The 5,630-nt window shown below is 73.9% G+C and carries 5 protein-coding genes; 4 read left to right on the top strand and 1 reads right to left on the bottom strand.

The window, feature by feature from the left end; all coding sequences use genetic code 11:
- The 4 genes from AB0G02_RS26960 to AB0G02_RS26945 form a co-directional block, all read left to right on the top strand.
- Positions 1 to 890 (top strand): hypothetical protein (locus AB0G02_RS26960; RefSeq protein ID WP_360798866.1); only part of this gene is annotated, 890 nt, incomplete at its 5' end.
- A 9-nt stretch (positions 891 to 899) separates the two neighbouring features.
- Complete coding sequence (gene recQ / locus AB0G02_RS26955; RefSeq protein ID WP_360798863.1) at positions 900 to 2,702, top strand: DNA helicase RecQ; 1,803 nt, start codon at positions 900 to 902, stop codon at positions 2,700 to 2,702.
- A complete protein-coding gene (locus tag AB0G02_RS26950) occupies positions 2,699 to 3,496 on the top strand; it encodes a pentapeptide repeat-containing protein (protein ID WP_360798860.1) in 798 nt (265 codons plus the stop codon). Before recQ ends, AB0G02_RS26950 begins: the two co-directional genes overlap by 4 nt.
- 60 nt (positions 3,497 to 3,556) lie before the next feature.
- Positions 3,557 to 3,997: a hypothetical protein gene (locus tag AB0G02_RS26945; protein ID WP_360798857.1), complete on the top strand. Its 441-nt coding sequence runs from the start codon at positions 3,557 to 3,559 to the stop codon at positions 3,995 to 3,997.
- Here the strand turns inward: AB0G02_RS26945 and AB0G02_RS26940 are convergent.
- On the bottom strand, positions 3,966 to 5,630 hold a 1,665-nt coding region (locus AB0G02_RS26940), incomplete at its 5' end, for a hypothetical protein (protein ID WP_360798854.1). The genes AB0G02_RS26945 and AB0G02_RS26940 overlap by 32 nt on opposite strands.

Here is a 5,630-nt window from a genome sequence, read left to right as displayed (position 1 = left end):
GTCTGGGGCGTGGAGCTCGACGCGCCCAACTTCCACCGCAAGGTCGTCTCCGCGGACGCGTCCGGGCGCGGGCGGTCGAGGTGCTGCGGGTCACCCACCTCTCCGGCGTCGACCACCGGGCGCTGTGCCGGTGGGTCGGCCTGCCGGTCGCGGCGCCGCCCCGGGCGCTCGACGTGCTGCGGGGGCTCATCGGGGTCGAGCTGGCGACGCCGTCCGGGCAGACCGCGGAAGTGCTCGAAGTGGGTGCGTCGTCGGTGGTCGTGGCCACCGCCGGGGGTCGCGCCGAGGTCCCGCTGGACGACGTCCAAGCCGGGCTCGACCGGCTCACCGAGGACGGGGCCGTGCCCGTCGCGCCGGACGGGGTGGTCGGCGCGGTGCTCGGGACCGTGGCCGGAGCCGCGGTCGAGGGCGCGGGCGTCGTGCTGCGCAACGGCGGGCAGCCGCGCGGCAAGCACTTCGCGGAGCTGGACGGCCGGGCGGTCGCGAAGTACCGCAAGGAGCAGGGGGAGCTGCGGCAGGTGCTGGTCGGCGGCGCGGCGGAGGCGCCGTGCGCGCTGTGCGGGCGGGTGTTCCCGGTCGAGTTCCTGGTCGCCGCGCACGTCAAGCGCCGTTCGGTGTGCGACGACGACGAGCGCAACGACCTGCGCAACGTCGCGATGCTCGCCTGCGCGTTCGGCTGCGACCGGCTCTTCGAGCTCGGGCACATCTCGGTGGACGGCACCGGCGCGGTGGTGGCGGCCACCACCGGCGGGCCGCTCGACCGGCACCTGCGGCTGTTCGAGGGCCGCGTCACCGAGGCCCACCACGAGCGCTCGGCGCGGTACTTCGAGTGGCACCGCCGGAACGTGTTCAAGGGTCGGAGCGGCGGGGGTGTCGGAGGGGTCGGTTAGGATCGCGCGATGGCTTCGCAAGAGGTGCTGCGAAGGGTCTTCGGTTACGAGTCCTTCCGCGGGGACCAGCAGGAGATCGTCGACCACGTCGTCTCGGGCGGCGATGCGCTGGTGCTCATGCCCACCGGGGGCGGGAAGTCGTTGTGCTACCAGATCCCCTCCCTGGTGCGCGAGGGCGTCGGTGTCGTCGTCTCGCCCCTGATCGCGTTGATGCAGGACCAGGTGGACGCCCTGCGGGACCTCGGCGTGCGTGCCGGCTTCCTCAACTCCACCCAGTTCCCCGACGAGCGCGCCCTGGTCGAGGCCGAGTTCCTGGCCGGCGAGCTGGACCTGCTCTACCTCGCGCCGGAGCGCCTGCGCACCGAGCAGACCACCCGGCTGCTGGAGCGCGGGAAGATCGCCCTGTTCGCCATCGACGAGGCGCACTGCGTGTCGCAGTGGGGCCACGACTTCCGGCCCGAGTACCTGGCGCTGTCGCACCTGCACGAGCGGTGGCCGGAGGTGCCGCGCATCGCGCTCACCGCGACCGCCACCCCGGCCACGCACGCCGAGATCGCGGAACGCCTCAACCTCGGTGGCGCGAAGCACTTCGTGGCGAGCTTCGACCGCCCGAACATCCAGTACCGCATCGTGCCCAAGAACGAGCCGAAGAAGCAGCTGCTGGAGCTGCTGCGCACCGAGCACAAGGGCGACGCGGGCATCGTCTACTGCCTGTCGCGCAACTCGGTGGAGAAGACGGCGGAGTTCCTGACCGGGAACGGCATCCCCGCCCTGCCCTACCACGCGGGGCTGGAGGCGGGCACGCGGGCGCGCAACCAGTCGCGGTTCCTGCGCGAGGACGGCCTGGTGATGGTCGCCACCATCGCGTTCGGCATGGGCATCGACAAGCCGGACGTCCGGTTCGTCGCGCACCTCGACCTGCCGAAGTCGGTCGAGGGCTACTACCAGGAGACGGGCCGCGCGGGCCGCGACGGGCTGCCGTCGACCGCCTGGCTCGCCTACGGCCTGCAGGACGTGGTCCAGCAGCGCAAGATGATCGACGACTCCGAGGGCGACCAGCAGCACCGCCGCAAGCTCATGGCGCACCTCGACGCGATGCTCGCGCTGTGCGAGACGGTCGAGTGCCGCCGGGTGCGGCTGCTGGAGTACTTCGGCCAGACCGGCACGCCGTGCGGCAACTGCGACACGTGCCTCGCGCCGCCGGAGACGTGGGACGGCACGGTCGCCGCGCAGAAGGTGCTGTCCACGGTCGTGCGGCTGCGCAACGAGCGGCGGCAGAAGTTCGGCGCCGGCCAGACGATCGACATCCTGCTCGGGCGCAAGACCGCGAAGGTCATCCAGCACGACCACGACCAGCTGAAGGTCTTCGGCATCGGCACGGAGCTGAACGAGAGCGGCTGGCGCGGCGTGGTCCGGCAGCTGCTGGCCCAGGGCCTGCTCGCGGTCGAGGGGGAGTACTCCACGCTCGTGCTCACGCCCGCCGCCGACGAGGTGCTCTACCAGGGCCGCACGGTGTCGATGCGGCGCGAGCCGGAGCGCCTGACCAAGGTCAGGACCGCCAAGGCGGCCAAGAGCGCGCCGGTGGACCTGCCCGCCGACGCCCTGCCGGTGTTCGAGAAGCTGCGGACGTGGCGGACGGCGCAGGCCAGGGAGCAGGGCGTCCCGCCCTACATCATCTTCAACGACGCCACGCTGCGGCAGATCGCCGCGTCCACGCCCGCGACGTTGGCCGAGCTGAGCGCGATCAGCGGCGTCGGTGAGAACAAGCTCGCCAAGTACGGGCAGCAGATCCTGGACACGTTGAGCGCATGAACGACCTCCGCGCCGACTGCACGCGCTGCTTCGGACTGTGCTGCGTGGTGCCCGCGTTCGCCAAGTCGGTCGACTTCGCGCTCGACAAGCCGGCCCGCACGCCGTGCCCGAACCTGGGCGGCGACTTCCGCTGCGGCATCCACACGAAGCTGCGGGACACCGGCTTCACCGGCTGCACGGTGTACGACTGCTTCGGCGCGGGCCAGCAGGTGGCGCAGGTGACGTTCGGCGGCACGAGCTGGCGTGACGACCCGGCGTCGGCGGGGCCGATGTTCGACGTGTTCCCGGTGATGCGGGAGCTGCACGAACTGCTCTGGTACCTCACCGAGGCGCTGGAGCTGGAGGCGGCCCGCACGCTGCACCCGCAGGTCCGGGAGCTGCGCGCGACGATCGAGGCGCTCACCGGCGGCACGCCCGAGGAGCTGCTGGCGCTGGACGTCGGGCCGTACTGGGAGCGGGCGAACGGCCTGCTGCTGCGCGCCAGCGAGCTGACCCGCGGCAAGGGCAGGAACCGCCGGGGCGCCGACCTGATCGGCAAGGACCTCAAGGGCGCCAACCTGCGCGCGTCCACGCTGCGCGGGGCGTACCTGATCGGCGCGAAGCTCACGGGAGCCGACCTGCGGTTGGTCGACTTCATCGGCGCGGACCTGCGCGGCGCCGACCTGTCCGGCGCGGACCTGACCGGCGCGTTCTTCCTCACCCAGCCCCAGGTGGAGGCGGCCGGGGGCGACGAGGCGACGAGGCTGCCGAAGTCCGTGACCCGCCCGGCGCACTGGGTACGTCGCCGGGCGTAGGCGCGCGAGCCGCCGCCGGGCCGACGCGGTGACGGGGCGGCGCGGGCCACGCTGGGCGCCATGAGACCGAAGGCGCGCAAGTCGTGGCTGCTGCTGCACGTCATCACGTCCGTGGGCTGGCTCGGCGTCACCATCGGGATGCTGGTGCTGGCGCTCGCGGCGTTCGACGCGCCGGAGCTCTACCAGGCGATGGAGCTGCTCGGGGACCTCGTCGTGCTGCCGCTGGCGCTGGCCGCGCTGGTGACCGGCGTGGTGCTGTCGCTGGGCACGAAGTGGGGCCTGGTGAAGCACCGGTGGGTGCTGGTGAAGTTCGTGCTGACCGTCGTCGCGGTCGTCGCCACGACGTTCTCGCTGCGCTCGGGCCTGCAGGAGGCGGCGGACGGCGTCGTCGGCACGGCCGGCCGTGACGTGCTGGCCGCGGCGTGCGTGTCGCTGGTGCTCTACACGTTCAACACCGTGCTGTCGGTGTTCAAGCCGTGGGGTCGGACCCGGTGGGGCTGAGGTCGGCACGCCGGCGCCCGACGGTCGCCGCCAGCTCCGCCGGGTCGCAGTCCGCGAGGTGGTCGCGGACCAGGCCGTGCGGGAACCGGTGCTCGTCGACCAGCAGCACGCGGTCCCGCGCGGACTGCAGGATCGCCTTGCGGCGCAACGGGAACTCGTCCAGCGCGAGCGGCCGGGCGAGGAGTTCCGCGACCGGGTGGTACGGCCGGTTCACGATCGGCGTGACGGCCAGGCCGACCAGCAGACCGGTCACCGCGCCCCACGCCGAGGGCCGCACCTCCGCACCCGCGAGCGCCGCCAGCCCCGCGCCCACCGCGCCCGCCACCGGCAACCAGCGCAGACCGCCGGCCGGCCGGACCCGCACCCCGGACCACACCTCGCGCAGACCGCCGATGAACGCGCCGACCACCGCACCCGACCCGAGCCCGATGCCCAACGCCGCCAGCAGGTCGGCCGACGGCCCGGTCAGCACCATCACCCCGGCCGGCCCCAGCGCGCACACCACCGCCCAGTACCGGTCACGGGTGTTGCCGTACCCGACGAGCAGCGTGACCACGACGACCAGCCCGAAGCCGACCGCCGCGGGCCACCGCGCGGCCAGCGTGCCGAGCACGCCGCCGAGCAGGGCCAGCCCGCCCGCGACGACCGCGCCGAGCACGAAACCCGTTGCCGCCCAGAGGTTCCCCCGACGCGTGTCGCCCCGCGTGACCCGGAACGCGCTGTGCGGCACGGCGATCGTGGCCACGGCGGCGACCGCGGCCGGCACCAGGCCGAGCCGCACGCCCACCACGAAGCACAACGCCGCCGCCGCACCCGCCAACGCGCCCGGCGCGGCCCGCCGGAACAGCCGCCACACCGCGTCCGCGCCGACGAAGTCGAGCCACACGTGCCGCGCGGGCAGCCGCGACCGCGCCACCAGGTCCCGCTTGCGCCGCGCGATGCGCGCCAGGAACCGCAGCGCGCGCACCGTCCGTTCCGGCCGCGTCGAGCCGCGTGCCGCCGACTCCACCACGTAGGTGTCCACCAGTCCCCGGTACTCCGCGCGACCGGCCCGGTAGGCCAGGGCCAGCAGGCCGAAGCCGAGCGGCGTGCGCACCTCGTCCCACAGGTCCGGGTTCTTCTCCAGCTCGTCCCGCAGACCGTCCAACCGCGGACCGCACGCGGCGATCAGCTCACCGACCACGTTGCGGGACAGCGGTTCCACGCGCACGACGTCGTAGCGCGGCAGGTGCTCGTACTCCTCGCCCGCGCTGCACAGCACGACCCGCGGCAGGTTCAGCGCGGTGATCCAGGCCAGGCACTCGACCCGGTCGGCGGGTGCCAGGTCGTCCAGCCCGTCGAACAGCAGCACGAGGTCGCCCCCGCGCAGCCACGCCCGGCCGACCCGCGCGCCGATCCGGTACCGGTCGGCCAGCACGCGCAGCAGCCACTCGCCGAAGTCGTCGTCACGCCGCCACCCGCCGAGGTCCACCAGCACCGGCACCGGCACGCCCGGGTCGTCCGCGGCCCGCGCCACCAGCGCCTCGGCCAGCTCCAGCAGCAGCGTGGTCTTGCCCGAACCCGGCTCGCCGGTCACCACCAGCGGATCGCGGAGGCGCGTCGGCGTCGCGCCCCCGGGCGGGCCGCGGCTGCC

The sequence above is a fragment of the Actinosynnema sp. NPDC023658 genome (assembly GCF_040639995.1).
Lineage (GTDB): Bacteria > Actinomycetota > Actinomycetes > Mycobacteriales > Pseudonocardiaceae > Actinosynnema.
Note: the sequence above shows the minus strand (reverse complement) of the source record. Positions and strands in the feature narration are given on the sequence as shown.

Excerpts from the sequence above, each read along its gene's own strand:
- AB0G02_RS26950 (WP_360798860.1), top strand. The coding sequence starts at position 2,699 with ATGAACGACCTCCGCGCCGACTGCACGCGCTGCTTCGGACTGTGCTGC.
- AB0G02_RS26945 (WP_360798857.1), top strand. The coding sequence starts at position 3,557 with ATGAGACCGAAGGCGCGCAAGTCGTGGCTGCTGCTGCACGTCATCACG.
- recQ (WP_360798863.1), top strand. The coding sequence starts at position 900 with ATGGCTTCGCAAGAGGTGCTGCGAAGGGTCTTCGGTTACGAGTCCTTC.